We start from the raw sequence: 19,234 nt of genomic DNA, 5'->3' as shown, positions 1-19,234 counted from the left end.
AAAGCCTTCTGTGCAGATGCTCCGTTGGACACAGGTTCGTTAGAACTTGCGCGGCTCCTTCGGAGCTTTTCTGTGTTTTTTCTTTCCAGCGGCAGGAATGACGCGAAAATTGTAGAATATAATCGAAACAGACGAGAGAACAACGAAATGGGTGTACAGCGATGGAACCGAAACAATGGTATATGGAATACAAAATTTTTAAAAACCGCCCCGGTTTGCTTGGCGATATTGCATCTCTTATGGGGATGTTGAACATAAACATTATTACGATCAACGGCGTTGAGGACAAGACGCGCGGAATGCTGCTTCAAACGGACGACGACGAAAAAATCGAGCTCTTAGGAAAAATGTTGAAGAAAGTGGACAACATAACAGTGTCGGCGCTCCGCGCGCCTAGGCTGGTCGATATTTTGGCCGTTCGTCACGGAAGGTACATAGAGCGTGACTCCGACGACCGAAAGACGTTCCGTTTTACCCGCGACGAGCTGGGCTTATTGGTCGACTTTTTGGGAGAAATTTTCAAGAGGGAAGGCAATCAGGTGATCGGGCTTCGCGGCATGCCGCGGGTCGGAAAAACCGAATCCATCATTGCCGGCAGCGTATGCGCCAATAAACGATGGACGTTCGTCTCTTCGACGCTGCTGCGCCAGACCGTGCGAAGCCAGCTTTCCGAGGACGAATTCAGCCCGAATAACGTGTTTATTGTCGACGGGATCGTAAGCACGATCCGTTCCAATGAAAAGCACCATTCGCTTCTGCAAGAAATTATGGCGATGCCGTCAACGAAGGTCGTGGAGCACCCGGATATTTTCGTGAAGGAATCGGGCTTCGATTATTCGCGGTTCGACTATATTATCGAGCTGCGGAATACGCCTGACGAAGAAATTTCTTACGAAACGTTCACTCATAACTATGAAGGATTCTAACCGATTGGAGGTGAGCCGGTGTCGAATTTAGGCCAGCTGCTGCGAAAGGCAAGAATGGAACGGGGCATGTCGCTCGAAGATTTGCAAGAATCGACGAAAATTCGCAAGAGGTACCTGGAGGCTATTGAAGACGGCAATATGAACGTACTGCCGGGAAATTTTTACGCAAGAGCCTTTATTAAACAATATTCGGAAGCCGTCGGGCTCGATCCCGACGAATTGTTGAAGCTTTACTCGTCCGAAATTCCTTCCGTCGAAACGGAGTCCGCGGCGGAGCCGATTCGGATGAAACGCAGAGCGGTGGCCGCGCCGGAAAGATCCGGCAAGTGGGCTTCCATTCTGCTTATGATCGCTTTTCCGCTTCTCATTATCGGGGTTATTTATTATTACTCCTTCAACAACGCTGAACCTAAAAACAACGTACTTGAAAACCCGCCGCTTACGGACCAGAAGGAATCGGAGCAAAATAACGGCGCAAGCGGCGACGGAACCGCTCCGGAAACCGTGGAGCCTCCGGCTCAGGAGCCGACGAACCCGGTCGAGGAAACTCCTCCGCCGGAGGAAACGGCGTCCAACGTCGTGTTCGTCGAAACGTTTCGGGCCGGCAGAGAGCAAGCGGACCGCTATGAGGTTAAAGGTAACGGCAAAATAAAGGTGGAAATGAAAGTCATCGGCAACGAGTGCTGGGTCGGGATCCGCAACGGCAACTATAAAGGCGATTACCTTTACCAAAAGGGTTTGCGTAAAGACGACACTTACAGCGCCGAATTCGATCATAACGTATTTGTCAATATCGGAAGGGCAAATGAGCTTGAACTGAAAATTAACGGCGTTCTTATCGATCTCGGCACCGAACCGGATCCCCGGAAGTTTCAGTTCGATTTAGCCGCCGCAGGTTCGGCAGCCGCCGATACGGTATCGGAATAATATTGGAAAAATAGGGAACTCTACGCTTAAGCAGTAACTGTAGTAGTGACTCATACTGCAAAGCGAGGGAAACCTATGACCGTCAGCTGGATTGTTACCGGACTCGGCGTCGTCGTCAGTCTGATCGGCTGGTACTTAACGCCGGATCCGTGGGGATACGGCATTTTCGGGTTCGGGCTGGCGCATATCGTGCTCGGCATACTGGATATGTTCCGCGACCCGGAACGAACCGACGCCGTAAGGTAAGGTTGAAATACGACAGGCATCGAAGGCACCCTTTCTCCGAACGGATGCCTTTTTGCCGTGTTTTGGCATTATGGACGCTTTTTTGTATAATAGAAGCATGTATAGAAAGCGGAAGGAGATTCGCTCATGTCGGAATATTCGTTTGACATCGTATCGAAGGTCGATATGCAGGAAATGAACAACGCCATTACGCAAGCCGAGAAGGAAATCGAAACCCGGTTTGATTTCAAGGGCAGCAAGAGCAGCATCGCATTGGAGAAGGAAGAGCTCGTCATCGTCTCCGACGACGATTATAAATTGAAGAGCGTCGTCGACATTCTTCAGGGCAAGATGATGAAGCGCGGCGTTTCGATCAAAAATATGGAGTTCGGCAAAATCGAACCGGCGTCGGGCGGTACGGTCCGCCAGCGCGTGAAGCTGAAGATGGGCATCGGGCAGGAGGATGCGAAGAAAATCAACGTCATGATCCGGGATTCGAAGCTGAAGGTGAAATCCCAAATTCAAGGCGATCAAATTCGCGTAACGGGTAAGAGTAAAGACGATCTGCAGGCGGTCATCGCGATGCTTCGCGGAGCGGACCTGCCTCTGGATTTGCAATTCGTAAATATGAAGTAGCTGTTCACGCCAACATGAAAGTTCCTTGAAACGGCTTTTCCGATGCGGTTTTAGGGAACTTTTCCTCTTTGACTCGGGTGTTGGGCTTGTATTATAATTGCAACGATTGAAAGGTAAAATTGGGGGACTTGCGGCATGACAGAAAAAATAAAAGTCGTTACTCTCGGCTGCGAAAAAAACTTGGTCGACTCGGAAATTATGTCCGGCCTCGTTTCGGAGCGCGGGTATTCGCTTGTAGATAATAAGGAAGACGCAACGGTTATTATTGTAAATACGTGCGGCTTTATCGATGCCGCGAAGGAGGAATCGGTCAACACGATCCTCGATATGGCGGAACTGAAGGAAACCGGCAGCTTGAAGGCGCTGATCGTTTCCGGATGCTTGACGCAGCGCTACAAAGAAGTATTGATGCAGGAAATGCCGGAAATCGACGGCATCGTCGGAACCGGCGATTTCGATAAAATCAACGATATTATCGACGAGGCGCTGCGCGGCAAGAAGCCGATTCTCGTCGGAAATCCCGTGTTCAATTACGATCAGGCGCTGCCGCGGAAGGTTGCCACGCCGCGCTATACCGCGTATGTCAAAATTGCGGAAGGCTGCGACAACAACTGTACGTTCTGCTCGATCCCGATCATGAGGGGCTCGTTCCGCAGCCGTTCTATGGAATCGATCCTTGCGGAAGTGGCCGTTCTGGCGGAACAGGGCGTGAAGGAAATTTCGCTGATCGCTCAGGATTCTACGAATTACGGCACCGATCTTTATGACGGCTTTATGCTTCCGACGCTGTTGAACAAGGTAAGCGAAGTGCCGGGCATCGAGTGGGTTCGCCTGCATTATGCGTACCCGGGATTTTTCACGGATGAGCTGATCGATACGATCGCATCGAATCCGAAAATTTGCAAATATATCGATATGCCTTTGCAGCATAGCGAGGACCGGGTGTTGAAGCGGATGCGCCGTCCGGGAAGACAGCGGGACGTTCGCGAGCTTGTCGGCAAAATTCGCGCGCGAATTCCGGATGCCGTGCTGCGGACGTCCATCATCGTCGGCTTCCCGGGAGAGACGGAAGAGGAATTCAACAATTTGGTCGAGTTCGTCCGCGAATTGAAGTTCGACCGGCTCGGCGTGTTTACGTATTCGCAAGAAGAGAATACACCGGCCTCCCGTTTGCCGGATCAGCTTCCGGAGGACGTGAAAGAGTTCCGGGCCAATACGCTCATGGAAGTGCAGCGCGAGGTATCGAAGGAAGCGAACAGCCGGTTTGTCGGCAAAGAGATTGACGTGCTGATCGAGCGCTATGACGGCCGGAACGACGTTTATATCGGCCGCTCGCAGTATGATGCGCCGGAAATCGACGGCGAAGTGTTCGTATCCGGCTGCTCTCCTGAGATCGGACGGCTGCAGAGGGTGCGCATTACGCACTCGATGGATTTCGACTTATCCGGCGTCGGTGTTTCGGCATGAGCATGAATTTAGCGAACCGCATTACATTGGCGCGAATCTTTTTAGTCCCGATCATCATGTTTTTCCTGCTGGCAGAAATCAACGTACCGGAGCTCCGGTTCGGCGATTTCTCCATTACATACAATCAGCTGATCGCCGCCTTCATCTTTATCGTCGCTGCGAGTACGGACGGTTTAGACGGCTATATTGCGCGTTCCAGAAAGATGGTGACGAACCTCGGCAAGCTGCTCGATCCGCTGGCGGATAAGCTGCTGGTCGCGGCGGTGCTGATTTCGCTGGTAGAGATGGATAAGCTCGACGCTTGGATCGCCATCGTAATCATTTCCCGCGAGTTCGCGGTAACGGGACTTCGGCAGGTCGCCCTGCTCGAAGGAACCGTTATGGCGGCCAGCGCCTGGGGCAAGTGGAAAACCGCCATCCAAATTACGATGATCGTAGATTTGCTGCTGAACAATTTCCCGTTTTCTTTATTCGGGGTGCCGTTCGACGTGTTCATCACTTGGGCCGCGGCGCTCATAACCGTCTATTCGGGGATCGATTATTTCGTAAAAAATAAAAATGTAATAGAAAACGCCTAATGCGCGTTACGGGAAGGTGCCGGGGAAACGATTGTTTTCGGCGCTTTTTTGTATTTCTTGCAGCGGAGGCAAGCTCCGTTGGAGGTAGCTAGTTTGGCAGTGTGTGTGGCGGCAGCGGAATTAAGTTCCGTTCGAGGTGGTCGATAAGTGAGTGAGGCGCTCTGCAACGGAAAGATGTTCCGTTGGAATAGCCTGGTTGGGAATTGGGCATCTGTAACGTTATTTACCAGGAGGAGATCACTATGAAAGCGGAAATTATTGCGGTAGGGACGGAGCTGCTGCTCGGGCAAATCGTCAACACGAACGCGCAGTTTCTATCGCAGGAGCTGGCAGGGCTCGGCATCGACGTATATTTTCAAACCGTGGTCGGCGACAACGAAACGAGAGTTCGCCAGGCGCTGACGATCGCGAAGGAACGGGCGGATCTCGTCTTATGCACCGGCGGGCTCGGCCCGACGATGGACGATATTACGAGAGACGCGCTGGCAGCTCAGCTCGGCAGGGGACTCGTATACGACCAAGAGGCGCTCCGCCGGATCGAGGCGTATTTCACGGAACGCGGCATCGTCATGACGGAAAACAACCGCCGCCAAGCGCTCATGGTGGAAGGGGCCGACCCGCTCGCCAACGATACCGGCATGGCGGTAGGCAGCGCGCTGACGCACGGGGGCACGCATTACATCTTGCTGCCCGGGCCGCCGCGCGAGCTGAAGCCGATGTTCACGCGTTACGCCGTCCCTTGGCTGCGAAGCGTAATGGGCGAGAAGCTGCCTCTCTATGCGCATATTTTGAAGTTTGCCGGCATCGGCGAATCGATTCTGGAAGATCGGCTGATCGATCTGATTAAGAACCAGACGGACCCGACCATTGCCCCATATGCGAAAGAAGGCGAGGTCATGCTCCGCCTCGCCACGAAGGCTGCAAGCCCCGAAGAAGCGGAATCGAAGCTTTCCGCGCTCCGGAGCCGCATCCTGGAGCGGGTCGGGGAGTATGTCTACGCCGAAGCGGACGTGGGGCTGGAAACGGCTGTATTAAAGGCGTTGACGGCGAACGGCCAAACGCTGTCGCTCGCGGAAAGCTGCACCGGCGGCATGATCGCCGACACGATTACGGGCATTCCCGGCAGCTCCGCGGTACTCAAGGGCGGAGTGGTATGCTACACGAACGCGGTGAAGCACGGCGTCCTTGGCGTTCCAATGGAGCTCCTGGAGGGTGACGGCGCTCCGGGAGCGGTCAGCGAGCAGACGGCGCTGGAGCTCGCCAAGGGCGTACGCAAGCTGACGGGCTCGGACTGGGGCATATCGGTCACTGGCGTCGCAGGGCCTTCCGAGTCGGAAGGGAAGCCCGTAGGGCTCGTCTATATCGGCGTAGCCTATCCCGACGGCAATGCCCAGGCATTCCGTCATCAGTTCGCGGGCAATCGGGAAATGGTGAAGGTTCGGGCGACCAAAACCGCATTATTTCATCTGTGGCGCAGCATACATCTTGCCTAATGACAGGATCGGATTATATAATGAAAAAGTAATCATTATAGCGGAAGCACCGCGGCGACGTTCGTTTGCTGCGGTTTTTTTATGCGCTCGTCACAAAAAAACGAATGTATGTTCGAAAAAAATCTTGGCAACGGCGTCAAAACAAGGTATGATTCAATTATAAGGAAAAAAGGAAGTGTTCTTGTGAGCGACCGTAAAGCGGCTTTAGAGAATGCCCTTCGCCAGATTGAGAAGCAATTCGGCAAAGGGTCCATCATGAAATTGGGAGAATCGGCACACATGCAAGTGGAGACGGTGCCGAGCGGCTCCATCGCGCTTGATATCGCGCTTGGGGTAGGCGGTCTTCCGCGCGGCAGAATCATCGAAGTATACGGGCCGGAATCGTCCGGTAAGACGACGATCGCCCTCCACGCCATCGCGGAGGTACAGAAGCGCGGCGGACAAGCAGCGTTTATCGACGCGGAGCATGCGCTGGATCCGGTGTATGCGTCAAAGCTCGGCATCAACATCGACGAACTGCTCTTGTCGCAGCCGGATACGGGCGAGCAAGCGCTCGAAATCGCGGAAGCGCTCGTACGCAGCGGCGCCGTTGACATTATCGTCATCGACTCGGTCGCTGCGCTCGTTCCGAAGGCGGAGATCGAAGGCGAGATGGGCGATTCGCATGTCGGCTTGCAGGCGCGCTTGATGTCGCAGGCGCTCCGGAAGCTGGGCGGCGCGATCAGCAAATCCAAGACGATCGCGATTTTCATCAACCAGCTGCGCGAGAAGGTCGGCGTCATGTTCGGCAATCCCGAGACGACGCCGGGCGGCCGCGCCTTAAAGTTCTACTCCTCGGTCCGCTTGGAAGTGCGCCGGGTGGAGACGATCAAGCAGGGCAACGATATGGTCGGCAACCGGACGCGCATCAAGGTCGTGAAGAACAAGGTGGCGCCTCCGTTCAAGCAAGCCGATGTCGATGTCATGTACGGCGAAGGCATTTCGAAAGAGGGCAGCATCATCGATATCGGAACCGAGATGGACATCGTTCAGAAGAGCGGAGCTTGGTTCTCGTACAACGGCGACCGCCTCGGTCAAGGCCGCGAGAACGCGAAGCAGTTTCTGAAGGATAATCCGGCGGTTTCGGCGGCGATCGAGAAACAAATTCGCGAGGCGGCGAACTTAGTCGGCTCCGTTCATCCGATTACCGGCAACGATGATGAAGACGAAGATTTCGATGATTTGGAAGAGGCAGAATAAAGCAATGTACAGGGCACCCGCTGCGCTTCAGCGGGTGTCTTTCCATATAGACGGAGAGAAGGAGGCGGCGATGCCGTGCGCGAAGGCGTAATTACGGCCGTGGAACGGCAAGCAAAGCAGAAGCAGCGGTACAACATATTTATCGACGGGGAATTCGCGTTCGGGGTCCATGAGGACGTGCTCATTAAGCATCGGCTAATGAAAGGCGCAACGGTTCACCCGGGCCAGCTGGAAGAGGTGCTGCGGGAGGACGAGCTGCAAAGCGCGTACTTGAGGGTGCTGCGTTGGCTCGGGAGCCGGCAGCGTACCGAGAAGGAAATCAAACGATACTTGAACCGGCACAAATATGAAGCGGCGATTGTGGACGAGGTGATCGCTAAAGTCCGCGCCCAAGGCTATGTGGATGACGAGCGATTCAGTCAAACGGTCGCTGAAGAACGACTTGTTTCTCACGGGAAAGGGAAAAACTGGATTCGCCAGGAGCTCCTGCAAAAAGGGGTCGACCGTTCGATCGTACAGACGACGCTCACGCAAATCGATGAGGAAGCAGAGCTCGCTTCGGCGACGGACATTGCGCGCAAGCGCTGGAGAACGATGGGGCATAAGGGCGATCCGCGAGAAGCGAAGCGCAAGCTGACGGCCTTCTTGGCCCGGCGAGGATATACAGCGGGCATCGTCAAGAGTGCGGTAAGCAGCGTAACGGCGGATACGGGCGACGAATGGGACGATGCTGTGGAGGATTGGTCTTGGGAATAGGTTCCGGGCGCCGGCTTCTGGGAATAGTCGGTTGCTTGACATTTTTCTCGGCTGAAAGCTACAATGAAATAGTATATTCACATTTTTACTCGCCAATTCATCATCTGAACGCTCGAACTATGAACAACAAAGCTTTGGATTACGAAATGGACAATTGAACAACTAGGACACATCGTTGGGCCGTAACGCCTAAGCTCAACCGTTGTGTGGCAACGAGGAGGTGAACTGGGATGGTAGAACCATGGGTCACAATCGTCATCGCTCTCGTTGTTGGCGCAGCATGCTTAGGGATCGGTTACTTTATTCGCAAGTCCTTAGCCGAAGCAAAAATTTCGAGTGCAGAAGAGGCAGCTCGGAACATACTTGAGAATGCGACGAAGGAAGCCGAGGCGCTGAAAAAAGAGGCGGTTTTGGAAGCGAAGGACGAAATTCACAAGCTTCGCTCCGAAGCCGAACGAGACATTCGTGAACGTCGGAACGAAACGCAACGACAGGAACGAAGGTTACTGCAAAAAGAGGAAACGCTGGATAAAAAACTGGATTCCCTTGAACGCAAGGAAGAGCAGCTTGCCAACAAAGAGAAGCGTGTCGAAGAAACGCAAGCGAACATCGACAGTCTCTACCGCAAGCAGGTTGAAGAGCTGGAGCGGATTTCCGGTTTGACCACGGAAGAGGCGAAAAATATTATTCTCAGCAATGTGGAGAATGAGGTTCGTCTTGAGACAGCGCAAATGATCAAAGAAATCGAGCAGCAGGCGAAGGAAGAAGCCGACAAGAAGGCAAGAGAAATTATTTCGCTTGCGATTCAACGTTGTGCAGCCGACCACGTCGCAGAGACGACGGTATCCGTCGTATCGCTGCCGAACGAAGAGATGAAGGGCCGTATTATCGGGCGCGAAGGCCGCAATATCCGGGCACTGGAGACGCTGACCGGCATCGATCTTATTATTGACGATACGCCGGAGGCCGTCATTCTTTCCGGCTTCGACCCGATTCGCAGGGAGGTTGCGCGCAACGCGCTTGAGAAGCTCGTTGCCGACGGACGCATACACCCGGCACGGATCGAAGAAATGGTCGAAAAGTCCCGTAAAGAAGTGGACGAACGAATCCGCGAGTACGGTGAACAAGCGACGTTTGAAGTGGGAGTACACGGTCTTCACCCCGATCTTATCAAAATTTTGGGCCGCTTGAAGTTTCGGACAAGTTATGGCCAGAATGTGCTTAAGCATTCGATGGAGGTCGCTTATTTGTCCGGGTTGATGGCCGGAGAACTCGGGGAAGATATCACCCTAGCGAAGCGTGCAGGCTTGCTGCATGATATCGGTAAGGCGCTCGACCACGAGGTTGAAGGTTCTCATGTTGAAATTGGCGTGGAAATTGGGAAGAAATACAAAGAGCATCCTGTTGTTATCAACAGTATCGCTTCGCATCACGGCGATACGGAAGCGACATCGGTCATCGCTATGCTGGTAGGCGCCGCGGATGCATTGTCCGCCGCGAGACCGGGAGCGCGCCGCGAAACGCTTGAGACGTATATTAAGCGTCTGCAGCGTCTCGAAGGAATTTCCGAATCGTTCGAAGGTGTCGAGAAATCGTATGCGATTCAAGCCGGACGCGAAATTCGCGTCATGGTGCAGCCGGATAAGATTGACGATACCGAAGCGTTCCGTTTGGCGAGAGACATTACGAAGAAGATCGAGAGCGAGCTCGATTATCCGGGCCATATCAAGGTCACCGTAATTCGCGAAACGCGGGCGGTTGAGTACGCAAAATAATACGCAAACTACGAAAAGTGGCTTATCGTAAGCCACTTTTCTTCTTTAACACTAGAGGTGATGACGAGCGTGAAGGTGTTGTTTGTTGGAGATATTGTAGGTTCGGCGGGCCGCAAGGCGCTGAAGGAAAATTTGCCGCAGCTCAAATCGAAGGTTCGCCCGGACATTATTATCGTGAACGGCGAAAATGCGGCGGGAGGCAAAGGCATTACGGCAGCCATCGCCAATGAATTTTTCGAGCAGGGCGTTCATGGCATTACGATGGGAAACCATACGTGGGATAACAAAGATATTTTCGATTGGATCGATTCCGAGCGCCGCATCGTTCGGCCGGCCAACTATCCGGCGGGCACGCCCGGTAATGGGTATATGACGGTTGCCAACGGATCGAAGGAGCTGACTGTCGTGAATGTGATGGGCCGCTCCTTTTTACCGCCGCTCGATTGCCCGTTTCGGACGATGGACGACATTTTGACAAAAATTAAGAAAAAATCGAAGTGCATTCTGGTCGACGTGCATGCGGAAGCGACATCGGAAAAGCTGGCTCTCGGCTGGTATTTGGACGGTAAAGTATCCGCCGTTGTCGGCACGCACACGCATGTGCAGACGAACGATGCGCAGCTGCTCCCAAGCGGCACCGCATACGTTACGGACGTCGGCATGACGGGATCGCGCGAAGGAATTCTCGGTATGGAGCGCGAAGCGGTCATTCGCAAATTTATAACGCAATTGCCGGTTCGCTTTACGGCGGACGACGGGAAGTACCAGTTTCACGCGGCGGCGATTGACATGGATGAAGCGACCGGACGCGCTTCCAAAATTCAGCTCATCCGAATCTATGAAGACGAGTTCCGGATGGAGTAAACCTGCGATCATAACTTTTCTGAATTGTGTGTAATATTTCGAATGTTCCGATCTCTACGGGAGGAATTATTCTGTACCTAGGCGAATAGATATAGGTACCAGAGTAATTTTTTAGCTTTCCCGAGGAGGTCCATACCTATGGAAGTATTAAAAGTGTCAGCAAAATCCAATCCTAACTCGGTGGCAGGCGCATTAGCTGGTGTATTGCGCGAACGGGGAGCGGCAGAATTGCAAGCGATAGGAGCGGGGGCGCTCAATCAAGCGATCAAAGCGGTAGCGATCGCCCGGGGTTTCGTTGCTCCGAGCGGCGTCGACTTGATATGCATCCCTGCCTTCACCGACATTGTGATCGATGGAGAAGACCGGACGGCGATTAAGCTTATAGTGGAGCCAAGATAACGAATGATGCGAAAGGTTTTTCATATTCCATGAACCTGTTTACACAGTAGACAGGTTTTTTTATGCGTATCCGGATAAGGGAGGAATCGACGATGGTTATGAAGCGGATGGATTTGCATTGCGACGCTTTGAGCAAAATGCTCATTTACCCGAATACCCGCTTTGAAGACGACGCGCGGCTGGACGTTACGTATCAGCGGTTGAAATCGGCAGACATGGCGGTTCAAGCATTCGCCATCTATATTCCGGAGGAATGGAACGGCAGGCCGTTCGACGCCGTATTAAGAAGCGTCGATCTGTTTAGGCGGCATGTAGCGGCTCACCCCGGGATGCGCTTTATTCAAACCAAGGAGGATTTGGAGCAGGTGCTTCAACCGGCGGAGACGAAAATCGGAGCGCTGCTTACGCTTGAAGGCGCGGACGGCTTGGAGGCGAATTTCACCTATTTGCGCATCGCTTGGGATTTGGGCGTAAGGACGCTGGGCCTGACATGGAATTTCGCGAACTGGGCTGCGGACGGTGCGCGGGAGGCGCGCGGCGGCGGGTTTACCCATGCCGGCAAGAAACTGATCGAAGAATGCGATTCGCTTGGCTTGACCTTGGATGTGTCGCATTTGTCGGAGAAGGCGTTCTGGGAGCTGACCGAGCTCGGCAAGCGGCCGTTTATCGCCTCCCATTCGAATATGCGCGCCATTTGCGATCATCCTCGCAATCTTACCGACGAGCAAGTGAAGGCGATCATCGCCTTGGACGGCCGAATCGGAATTACGTTCGTTCCGTATTTTTTGCGGAGCGACGGCAAAGAAGCGGGGATCGACGATGTATTAACGCATATTGAGCGGGTATGCGAGCTGGGCGGGGTTTCCAAGACGGGCTTCGGGTCGGATTTTGACGGCATTTCCGAATGGGTGAAACACCTCGAGCATCCCGGAAAACTGCATTTATTGGAAAATGAGCTTCATAAGCGGTATTCGCCGGAGCAAGTGGAAGGATTTATGGGAAAAAACTTTACATCCTTTTATATAAAATGGCTTCCGGAAGCTAATAATGGATAAGAGGCATCCATCTAATTTTGCTATGAAAACCATCGAAAAATACTATATTTGAAGAACGGTCAAATGGCTTGCTTTTTATTTGTTTAAGACATAAACTTAACATGATTTAAGTTGATGTTTTACCAAATATTAATATTTTGTCTCACTTCAATCTTCACTATTATTTGCCACTAAAGGAGTGGACCTCAGTTGATTAGTCAATTGTCTTGGAAAATCGGCGGACAACAAGGCGAAGGCGTTGAAAGTACCGACCGGATTTTCTCGACGGCGCTGAACCGATTAGGGTATTACCTGTATGGCTATCGTCATTTTTCCTCTCGGATTAAGGGCGGCCATACGAACAACAAAATCCGAATCTCCACAAAACCGATTCGCGCAATTTCGGACGATTTGGACATTCTTGTCGCTTTCGACCAAGAGTCGATCGACTTTAACGCTCACGAGCTGCGTAAAGGCGGCGTCATCGTGGCGGACGCGAAGTTTAATCCGACGGTCCCGGAAGGGGTCGACGCGAAGCTGTTTGCGGTTCCGATTACGGCGATTGCGGAAGAACTCGGCACGTCTTTGTTTAAGAACATGGTTGCTTCCGGTGCGTCCTGGGCTTTGCTCGGACTTCCGCTGGAAGTATTTAATAAAGCAGTTGAAGAAGAATTCAGCCGCAAAGGTCCTGCCATCGTAGAGAAGAACATCGAAGCGGTGCGCCGCGGTGCGGAGAACGTCCTGGAGCAAGCGGGCGGCTCTTTGAAGGAATTCCAATTGGAGCCTTCCGACGGCAAACCGAAGCTGTTCATGATCGGCAACGACGCGATCGGCCTTGGCGCCGTAGCCGGCGGCTGCCGCTTCATGCCGGCCTACCCGATTACGCCTGCTTCCGAAATTATGGAATACCTTGTGAAAGCTCTATCCAAGTTCGGCGGCTCCGTCATCCAAACCGAGGACGAGATCGCGGCCGTTACGATGGCGATCGGCGCCAACTACGGCGGCGTTCGGGCGATGACCGCTTCGGCGGGCCCGGGTCTTTCCTTGATGGTGGAAGCGATCGGCCTTGCGGGCATGACCGAAACGCCGGTCGTTATCGTCGACACACAGCGCGGAGGACCGTCCACAGGCCTTCCGACGAAGCAAGAGCAAAGCGATATCAACGCCATGATTTACGGAACGCACGGTGAAATCCCGAAAATCGTCATCGCGCCGAGCACGGTGGAAGAGTGCTTCTACGATACGATCGAGGCGTTCAACCTTGCGGAAAAATTCCAATGCCCGGTCATTCTCGTAACGGACCTTCAATTGTCTCTCGGCAAGCAAACCGCCGAAGAGCTCGATTACAACCGAATCGTTATCGATCGCGGCGCATTGGCAGCGGGCGAGCTTCCGGCTCTCGAGGATAACAAACTGTTCAAACGCTACGAAGTTACTGAAGACGGCATTTCGCCGCGCGTCATTCCGGGCATGAAGAACGGCTTGCACCACGTGACGGGCGTTGAGCACGACGAGGAAGGGCGTCCTTCCGAGAGCCCGGCCAACCGCAAGAAGATGATGGATAAGCGGATGAAGAAGCTCGAGAGCGTCCGCATTACGAACCCGATCCACATCGACGTGAAGAGCGATACGCCTGACGTATTGATCGTCGGAATGAGCTCGACGGGCGGAACGATCGACGAAGCGCGCGAGCGTTTGGCGAAGGACGGCATCACTACGAACCATATGACGGTTCGCCAGCTGTTCCCGTTCCCGACGGATCTCGTTGCTCCGCATGTCGAGAAGGCGAAAACCGTTATCGTTGTAGAAAACAACGCAACCGGCCAGCTTGCCGATCAAATCAAGCTGCATGTCGGTCACGGAGACAAAATTAAGAAGTTCTTGAAATACGACGGAACGCCATTCTTGCCATCTGAAATTCATACCGGCTGCAAGGAGTTGATATAATCCATGGCAACATTTAAGGATTTCCGTAACAATATAAAACCGAACTGGTGCCCGGGCTGTGGAGACTTCTCCGTACAAGCAGCCATTCAACGCGCCGCTGCCAATATCGGCCTCGAACCCGAGAGCTTGGCAGTCGTTTCCGGGATCGGCTGCTCCGGCCGTATTTCCGGTTACATTAACGCCTACGGCTTCCACGGCGTTCACGGCCGCGCGCTGCCGATCGCGCAAGGCTTGAAGATGGCTAACCGCGAGCTTACAGTTATCGCCTCCGGCGGTGACGGAGATGGCTTTGCGATCGGTATGAGCCATACGATTCACGCGATTCGCCGCAACATTAACGTTACGTACATTGTCATGGACAACCAAATTTACGGATTGACGAAGGGCCAAACTTCGCCGCGAAGCGGAGAAGGCTTCAAGACGAAATCGACCCCGGAAGGCTCGATCGAATCGACACTCAATCCGCTTGAGCTTGCACTGTCCGCTGGCGCTACGTTCGTCGCTCAGTCGTTCTCCAGCAACATTAAGCAGCTTACGGCGTTGATCGAAGAAGGCATCAAGCACGAGGGCTTCTCCATCATTAACGTATTCAGCCCTTGCGTAACGTTCAACAAGATCAACACGTACGATTGGTTTAAGGAGCACATCGTCGATCTCGACGAGCAGAACGATTACGATCCGTCGAACCGCATCGGCGCCATGACGAAGCTGATGGAAACCGGCGGCATGCTGACCGGCTTGATTTATCAAGACAAGTCGAAGAAATCGTATGAAAATCTTTATAAAGGCTTCAAACAAGAAGCGCTTGCGAAGCAAGATATTAAGCTCACGGAAGAGCAGTTCAACAAACTGGTTGCGGAATTCCGTTAATCCAAATACGGCATACGGTCTCAACACCGTATGCCTCTTTACATATAAGAAACAGGGTAAAGTAACACTCATCTAAGGAGGAGACTGCATTGGCAACGATTCCGATTGGTGTGTCGGCAAGACATATTCACTTGTCTCCGGAGCATTTTGAAAAGCTGTTCGGCCCTGGTTATCAATTGAAGGAGATGAAGCCGCTGTCTCAACCGGGACAGTTCGCCGCGGAAGAGACGGTCGCTGTAGTCGGCCCGAAAGGCAAATTCGACAAGGTCCGAATTCTCGGTCCCGCTCGAGGCAACACGCAGCTTGAAATATCCCGCAGCGATGCTTTCGCTCTCGGCGTGAATCCGCCGGTCCGGTTATCCGGTAACATTGACGGAACGCCAGGCATCACCATTGTCGGTCCGGCAGGCGAAATTACGATCGAGCAAGGAGTTATCGTCGCCGCACGGCATATACACTTTCATACCGACGATGCGGCCAGGTTCGGCATATCGGACAAGCAAACCGTGAGTGTCCGGGTGGAAGGCGAGCGGGCGGTCGTATTCGAAAATGTAGTTTGCCGCGTATCCGATCAGTTTGCGCTGGATATGCATATCGACACGGACGAGGCGAACGGCGCCGGCGTCAAGAACGGGGATACGGGAACGATTATGTTGTAAGCCATCTCGAACGATTTCCGGAATGGTCCAATCCATTACTGGGAATCGTTTTTTTTCGGTTTTCATAAGAGTTATGCTATAATAATGAAATGTATGCGTTACTGATACGATTTCTAACCTTTGAAGTTAAGAGGTGAACGATAGATGACAAATACCAATACGAAACAGAAGGATTATTCGAAATATTTCCAGCCTCCTTCCTACAAAGATGCGAAAAAACGCGGGAAAGAAGATATACAGGTACATTACGACTTTGAGCTTCCGGAAGAAATGAAACATTTCGGCGAAGGCAAAAAGTATTTGATCCGCACCTACGGCTGCCAAATGAACGAGCACGACTCGGAAACGATGAAGGGCATGCTCGAAGCGATGGGCTACGAAGCGACGGAGGATAAGCAAGAGGCCGACGTCATTCTATTGAACACTTGCGCCATTCGTGAGAACGCGGAGGATAAAGTATTCGGAGAGTTGGGCCATCTAAAGGGCTTAAAGACACAAAGACCGAACCTGGTGCTAGGCGTATGCGGCTGCATGTCTCAAGAAGAGGGCGTCGTGAACCGGATATTGACGAAGCATCCGTTCGTCGACCTGATCTTCGGCACGCACAACATTCACCGGCTGCCGAATTTGCTTCAAGAAGCTTACTTCAGCAAAGAAATGGTCGTTGAAGTGTGGTCGAAGGAAGGCGACATCGTCGAGAATTTACCGAAAAAGCGCGAGGGCATGAAAGCTTGGGTCAATATTATGTACGGCTGCGACAAATTTTGCACGTACTGCATCGTACCTTACACTCGCGGCAAGGAGCGCAGCCGCCGTCCGGACGATGTCATCGCCGAGGTGCGCGAGCTCGCGCGTCAAGGCTATAAGGAAATTACGTTGCTGGGCCAAAATGTGAACGCGTACGGCAAAGATTTCGAAGATATCGAGTACCGGTTCGGCGATTTAATGGAGGATATCCAGAAGATCGACATTCCGCGCATTCGGTTTACGACGTCCCATCCGCGCGATTTCGACGACCATCTGATCGAGGTGCTCGCGCGCCGCGGCAATATGGTCGAACATATCCACCTGCCGGTACAATCGGGCAATACGGAAATTTTGAAGAAGATGAGCCGCAAATATACGCGAGAGCAATATTTGGACCTTGTGGCCAAAATTAAGCGGGCGATCCCGGACGTCGTGCTGACGACGGACATCATTGTCGGCTTCCCCGGAGAGACGGATGAGCAGTTCGAGGATACGATGTCGCTTGTCCGGCAAGTTCGGTACGATTCGGCATACACGTTTATTTACAGCCCTCGCGAGGGAACGCCGGCTGCCGCGATGCAGGACGACATTCCCGAGGAAGTAAAGAAGGAGCGGCTACAGCGGTTGAACGCCCTTCTGGCCGACATCGGCAAAGAGGCGAACGACCGGCTCCGCGGGCAAACGGTTGAGGTTCTCGTAGAAGGCGAGAGCAAGACGAATCCGGACGTGCTATCGGGCAGAACTCGCACGAATAAGCTCGTTCATTTCAAAGGTCCGAAGTCGTTGATCGGCCAGTTTGCGCAAGTGACGATTACCGAACCGATGACATGGTTCATCAAAGGCGAGTTGGCGAACGAATCGGCACCGGCTGCGGCCAACATGTAAAGGAGACTCAGTCCAATGGCTAACAAATGGCACCATGACGGCGACCACGGCAGCGGTTGCGCGATCGAATCGTATCAATTGAAGGATTTGCTCGTTAGGGAAGATATTATGAAGATGGCGAAGGACTTGGCGGCTGCCATTTCCACATCGGATGAGGTTGAAATTTTTCGCAAAGCGGAGAAGCAAGTGAACCAGCATGCGGAAATTCAGCAGTTGATTTCCTCGATTAAGAAGAAGCAGAAGGAAATCGTCGCCTTCGAAACGACGTTCAAAAATAAGGCGATGGTCGAGAAGATCGAAGCCGAAATCGAGCAGCTGCAAGACCGGCTCGACGCATATCCGGTAGTCGGCCAGTTTCGGCAGTCGCAGGCGGATTTGAACTACCTGCTCCAAACGATCTTCAACGTTATTCGCGACACGCTTTCGGAAAAAATTGCATTGGATTCCGAAAGCTCCGCCTCTTAACGGAAAGCGCCTGCTTAAAGCCGTATTTCGGTTCATGGACCGAAGTGCGGCTTTTTTACTTTGGAGTTGAAAAAGGTCCGGCTTTACACATATAATGAGAATGTTTGGAAGCTAATATGAAGGAGTGATGTTGTATGGTGAATGTTTGGAACGTTACACGTAACTGCCGCACAAGTCAACAACGAAAAGAGGCTGCGGAGCTTCACCGGTAATCACGACACATCACTTTTACGATACCGGGTTTTCCGCGGCTTTCATGCCAAGGAGGATCCTATTTGAAGCTGAAGGAATACGGATGGAATGATGCGTGGGAGCGGCAATGGGAACCGTACCGCGCGGAAGGACTGGAGCCGGGGCGTGTCGTGCTGGAGCACAAACGAATGTACCGGGTCCGGACGCAGCACGGAGAGCTGCTCAGCGAGCTGTCCGGCAAGCTGCGGTACCAAGCGGAGGCGCGCGGAGATTTGCCCGCCGTCGGCGATTGGGTGGCGGTTGCCGCGCGGCCGTCGGAAGGCAAGGCGACGATTCACGCCGTGCTTCCGAGAAAGAGCAAGTTTTCAAGGAAAATCGCCGGGAATGAAGCGTCGGAGCAAATCATTGCGGCGAACGTGGACACCGTGTTTCTTGTAAATGCGGTAAATCAAGATTTCAACCTGCGCCGGCTGGAGCGGTATTTAATCCTCGCTTGGGAAAGCGGGGCCGAGCCGGTTATTATATTGAGCAAGGCGGATTTGGCCGCCGATCGGCTCGACGATTATATCGCCATGGCCGACTCGGTTGGGATGGGCGTTCCGATTCACGCCGTTTCGGCGGAAGCGGGAGCGGGGCTCGATGCGCTGCTTCCGTATGTATCGGACGGAAAAACCGCAGCGCTGCTCGGATCGAGCGGCGTCGGGAAATCGACGCTCGTGAACGCGCTGCTTGGCGCAGCCGTCCAGAAGGTGAACGATATCCGCGAAGAGGACGGCCGCGGCAGGCACACGACGACGCATCGCGAGCTGCTGGTCGCCCCAACCGGCGGCATCGTCATCGATACGCCGGGCATGCGGGAGCTTCACTTATGGGAAGCGTCGGAGGGGCTGTCGGGAGGCTTCGAGGATATCGAATCGCTCGCCGCGCAGTGCCGTTTTGCCGATTGCACCCATGAACGGGAGCCGGATTGCGCGGTTCGTAAGGCGGTTCGGGACGGAAAGCTCGAAGCGGGGCGGTTCGCCAATTATCGGAAGCTGCTTGCGGAGAACGCCTATATCGCCCGCAAGGAAGATCAAAGATTAAGAATGCTGGAGAAAAAGACGCAAAAAAAGCGAAGCCAATTCGCCCAAACGATAAAACACGAGTAACA

The 19,234-nt window shown here is 53.2% G+C and carries 19 protein-coding genes; all 19 read left to right on the top strand.

Features of this window, described 5'->3' with window-relative positions:
- The first annotated feature begins 161 nt into the window (after positions 1–161).
- The 19 genes from PT964_RS00790 to rsgA all read left to right on the top strand — a co-directional run bounded on the left by PT964_RS00790 (position 162) and on the right by rsgA (position 19,232).
- On the top strand, positions 162–926 hold the full coding sequence (locus PT964_RS00790; RefSeq protein ID WP_274361396.1) for a YmfK family protein: 765 nt from the start codon (positions 162–164) through the stop codon (positions 924–926).
- 18 nt (positions 927–944) lie between these two features.
- Positions 945–1,853: a helix-turn-helix domain-containing protein gene (locus PT964_RS00785; protein WP_274361395.1), complete on the top strand. Its 909-nt coding sequence runs from the start codon at positions 945–947 to the stop codon at positions 1,851–1,853.
- Positions 1,854–1,928: 75 nt separating this feature from the next.
- A complete protein-coding gene (locus PT964_RS00780) occupies positions 1,929–2,099 on the top strand; it encodes a hypothetical protein (RefSeq protein ID WP_274361394.1) in 171 nt (56 codons plus the stop codon).
- A 126-nt stretch (positions 2,100–2,225) separates the two neighbouring features.
- Positions 2,226–2,714 carry a YajQ family cyclic di-GMP-binding protein gene (locus tag PT964_RS00775; protein ID WP_274361393.1) on the top strand — a complete coding sequence of 163 codons (489 nt, stop codon included), beginning with the start codon at positions 2,226–2,228 and terminating at the stop codon, positions 2,712–2,714.
- A gap of 135 nt (positions 2,715–2,849) precedes the next feature.
- Positions 2,850–4,181: a 30S ribosomal protein S12 methylthiotransferase RimO gene (gene rimO / locus PT964_RS00770; RefSeq protein WP_274361392.1), complete on the top strand. Its 1,332-nt coding sequence runs from the start codon at positions 2,850–2,852 to the stop codon at positions 4,179–4,181.
- 2 nt (positions 4,182–4,183) lie between these two features.
- Positions 4,184–4,759 (top strand): CDP-diacylglycerol--glycerol-3-phosphate 3-phosphatidyltransferase, encoded by a 576-nt coding sequence (gene pgsA / locus PT964_RS00765; protein ID WP_274361632.1) that lies wholly within the window; start codon positions 4,184–4,186, stop codon positions 4,757–4,759.
- A 242-nt stretch (positions 4,760–5,001) separates the two neighbouring features.
- Positions 5,002–6,252, top strand: coding sequence for a competence/damage-inducible protein A (locus tag PT964_RS00760; protein WP_274361391.1), 1,251 nt, complete (start codon positions 5,002–5,004; stop codon positions 6,250–6,252).
- Between the two features lie 183 nt (positions 6,253–6,435).
- A complete protein-coding gene (recA, locus tag PT964_RS00755) occupies positions 6,436–7,491 on the top strand; it encodes a recombinase RecA (protein ID WP_274361390.1) in 1,056 nt (351 codons plus the stop codon).
- A 75-nt stretch (positions 7,492–7,566) separates the two neighbouring features.
- Positions 7,567–8,247 carry a RecX family transcriptional regulator gene (locus PT964_RS00750; protein WP_274361389.1) on the top strand — a complete coding sequence of 227 codons (681 nt, stop codon included), beginning with the start codon at positions 7,567–7,569 and terminating at the stop codon, positions 8,245–8,247.
- Between the two features lie 230 nt (positions 8,248–8,477).
- Positions 8,478–10,022: a ribonuclease Y gene (gene rny, locus PT964_RS00745; protein WP_274361388.1), complete on the top strand. Its 1,545-nt coding sequence runs from the start codon at positions 8,478–8,480 to the stop codon at positions 10,020–10,022.
- A 60-nt stretch (positions 10,023–10,082) separates the two neighbouring features.
- The gene (locus PT964_RS00740) at positions 10,083–10,886 is read left to right on the top strand and encodes a TIGR00282 family metallophosphoesterase (RefSeq protein ID WP_274361387.1); all 804 of its coding nucleotides are present in this window, start codon (positions 10,083–10,085) and stop codon (positions 10,884–10,886) included.
- 138 nt (positions 10,887–11,024) lie between these two features.
- Positions 11,025–11,285: a stage V sporulation protein S gene (locus tag PT964_RS00735; RefSeq protein WP_006286829.1), complete on the top strand. Its 261-nt coding sequence runs from the start codon at positions 11,025–11,027 to the stop codon at positions 11,283–11,285.
- 92 nt (positions 11,286–11,377) lie between these two features.
- The gene (locus tag PT964_RS00730) at positions 11,378–12,340 is read left to right on the top strand and encodes a dipeptidase (protein WP_274361386.1); all 963 of its coding nucleotides are present in this window, start codon (positions 11,378–11,380) and stop codon (positions 12,338–12,340) included.
- Positions 12,341–12,529: 189 nt separating this feature from the next.
- On the top strand, positions 12,530–14,266 hold the full coding sequence (locus tag PT964_RS00725; protein ID WP_274361385.1) for a 2-oxoacid:acceptor oxidoreductase subunit alpha: 1,737 nt from the start codon (positions 12,530–12,532) through the stop codon (positions 14,264–14,266).
- A 3-nt stretch (positions 14,267–14,269) separates the two neighbouring features.
- Positions 14,270–15,136 carry a 2-oxoacid:ferredoxin oxidoreductase subunit beta gene (locus PT964_RS00720; RefSeq protein WP_274361384.1) on the top strand — a complete coding sequence of 289 codons (867 nt, stop codon included), beginning with the start codon at positions 14,270–14,272 and terminating at the stop codon, positions 15,134–15,136.
- 89 nt (positions 15,137–15,225) lie between these two features.
- Positions 15,226–15,795, top strand: coding sequence for a phosphate propanoyltransferase (gene pduL / locus PT964_RS00715; RefSeq protein WP_274361383.1), 570 nt, complete (start codon positions 15,226–15,228; stop codon positions 15,793–15,795).
- Between the two features lie 144 nt (positions 15,796–15,939).
- Positions 15,940–17,427 carry a tRNA (N6-isopentenyl adenosine(37)-C2)-methylthiotransferase MiaB gene (gene miaB / locus PT964_RS00710; RefSeq protein ID WP_274361382.1) on the top strand — a complete coding sequence of 496 codons (1,488 nt, stop codon included), beginning with the start codon at positions 15,940–15,942 and terminating at the stop codon, positions 17,425–17,427.
- Between the two features lie 15 nt (positions 17,428–17,442).
- A complete protein-coding gene (locus PT964_RS00705; protein ID WP_274361381.1) occupies positions 17,443–17,892 on the top strand; it encodes a YlbF/YmcA family competence regulator in 450 nt (149 codons plus the stop codon).
- A gap of 275 nt (positions 17,893–18,167) precedes the next feature.
- The gene (rsgA, locus tag PT964_RS00700) at positions 18,168–19,232 is read left to right on the top strand and encodes a ribosome small subunit-dependent GTPase A (RefSeq protein WP_274361380.1); all 1,065 of its coding nucleotides are present in this window, start codon (positions 18,168–18,170) and stop codon (positions 19,230–19,232) included.
- The last annotated feature ends 2 nt before the right edge of the window (positions 19,233–19,234 follow it).

Origin of the sequence: Paenibacillus thermotolerans (genome assembly GCF_028745515.1) — a bacterium.
In the GTDB taxonomy this organism is placed as follows: Bacteria; Bacillota; Bacilli; order Paenibacillales; family YIM-B00363; genus Paenibacillus_AE; species Paenibacillus_AE thermotolerans.
Note: the sequence above shows the minus strand (reverse complement) of the source record. Positions and strands in the feature narration are given on the sequence as shown.

Coding starts and splice junctions, on each gene's coding strand:
- PT964_RS00790 (WP_274361396.1), top strand. CDS start 162: ATGGAACCGAAACAATGGTATATGGAATACAAAATTTTTAAAAACCGC.
- PT964_RS00780 (WP_274361394.1), top strand. CDS start 1,929: ATGACCGTCAGCTGGATTGTTACCGGACTCGGCGTCGTCGTCAGTCTG.
- PT964_RS00775 (WP_274361393.1), top strand. CDS start 2,226: ATGTCGGAATATTCGTTTGACATCGTATCGAAGGTCGATATGCAGGAA.
- rimO (WP_274361392.1), top strand. CDS start 2,850: ATGACAGAAAAAATAAAAGTCGTTACTCTCGGCTGCGAAAAAAACTTG.
- pgsA (WP_274361632.1), top strand. CDS start 4,184: ATGAATTTAGCGAACCGCATTACATTGGCGCGAATCTTTTTAGTCCCG.
- PT964_RS00760 (WP_274361391.1), top strand. CDS start 5,002: ATGAAAGCGGAAATTATTGCGGTAGGGACGGAGCTGCTGCTCGGGCAA.
- rny (WP_274361388.1), top strand. CDS start 8,478: ATGGTAGAACCATGGGTCACAATCGTCATCGCTCTCGTTGTTGGCGCA.
- PT964_RS00740 (WP_274361387.1), top strand. CDS start 10,083: ATGACGAGCGTGAAGGTGTTGTTTGTTGGAGATATTGTAGGTTCGGCG.
- PT964_RS00735 (WP_006286829.1), top strand. CDS start 11,025: ATGGAAGTATTAAAAGTGTCAGCAAAATCCAATCCTAACTCGGTGGCA.
- PT964_RS00730 (WP_274361386.1), top strand. CDS start 11,378: ATGGTTATGAAGCGGATGGATTTGCATTGCGACGCTTTGAGCAAAATG.
- PT964_RS00720 (WP_274361384.1), top strand. CDS start 14,270: ATGGCAACATTTAAGGATTTCCGTAACAATATAAAACCGAACTGGTGC.
- miaB (WP_274361382.1), top strand. CDS start 15,940: ATGACAAATACCAATACGAAACAGAAGGATTATTCGAAATATTTCCAG.
- PT964_RS00705 (WP_274361381.1), top strand. CDS start 17,443: ATGGCTAACAAATGGCACCATGACGGCGACCACGGCAGCGGTTGCGCG.